Here is a 1,066-nt window from a genome sequence, read left to right on the forward strand (position 1 = left end):
CACCCCGAGGCGGTCGATCGCGTCCTGAAAGCCGAAACCGGCGTAGATCACGCCGATCGAGCCGACCAGGCTCGCCGGCGAGGCGACGATCACGTCGGCGGCGGAGGCGATGTAGTAGGCGCCGCTGGCGCCGATGTCCTCGATCACGGCGATGATCGGCTTGTCGCCCTGCTCACGCAGCCGCATGATCTCGGCATACACCCGCTGGGACTGCACGGGACTGCCGCCGGGGCTATCGATATGCAGTACGACCGCCGCCGCACTCTCCGTTTCCCAGGCGCGATTGAGCCCCTTGATGATGCGCTCGGCGTTGGCCGGGGCGTCGCTTGCGATCACACCCTGCACCTCCACCAGCGCCAGGTGCTCCTGGGCCGGCGCGGCGCTGCTGGGCTCGGCGAAGTAGACGCGGTGCACCAGCAGCGAAACCAGCGCCACCACCACGCTCAGAAACAGCAGGCGAAAGAAGAGCTTCCACCGCCGGGCCCGGCGCTGCTCGGTGAGCACGCCCCCGATCCAGCGGTCCATCATCTCGATCTGCGCCAGGCGCTGGCGCTCTCTGAGCGTCTCGTCGCTATCGCCCGGCGCGCCAGCCATGGCCTCGCGCTTCGAGCGCGGTGCCACTTCGGGCCCCTGCGTCCAACGATCCGGTTCGTCACCGCGTGCCGGGTCATCCAGCCGGCGCCGCGGCGAGTGGTCGTTGTGTCCATCATCATGGTTCATGGTGTCATTTCCCTTGCACGGTGGTGAGCCTGACCCGAGCGATCACTCGCCTTCCAGCCAGTCGAACAGGTCCGCGACGCTGTGCGCCACCCAGCGCGGCTCGCTGGCGGACAGGCGCGCCGGGGTATGCACGCCGTAGGTCACCCCGACCCGCGCCATGCCGATGGCGCGCGCCATCTCGAGATCGTACTCGGTGTCGCCCACCATCACGGCGCGGCCGACGTCGACGCCGAGCTCGTCGAGTAGCTCCTCGAGCATCTGTGGATGCGGTTTCGAGCGCGTCTCGTCGGCGGTCCGGCTGGCATCGAAGAGTGCGCCGCTGCCGGTCTCGCGAAAGATGCGATCG

At 68.8% G+C, this 1,066-nt stretch carries 2 protein-coding genes; both read right to left on the reverse strand.

What is annotated here, in order from left to right:
• Window positions 1–720: S49 family peptidase (locus BIS11_RS18365; protein ID WP_253586835.1), on the reverse strand; the 720-nt coding region annotated here is incomplete at its 3' end.
• 42 nt (window positions 721–762) lie between these two features.
• On the reverse strand, window positions 763–1,066 hold a 304-nt coding region (locus BIS11_RS18370; RefSeq protein ID WP_253586836.1), incomplete at its 5' end, for an HAD family hydrolase.

It is taken from the genome of Halomonas sp. 707D4, from assembly GCF_024158685.1.
Taxonomy (GTDB): domain Bacteria; phylum Pseudomonadota; class Gammaproteobacteria; order Pseudomonadales; family Halomonadaceae; genus Vreelandella.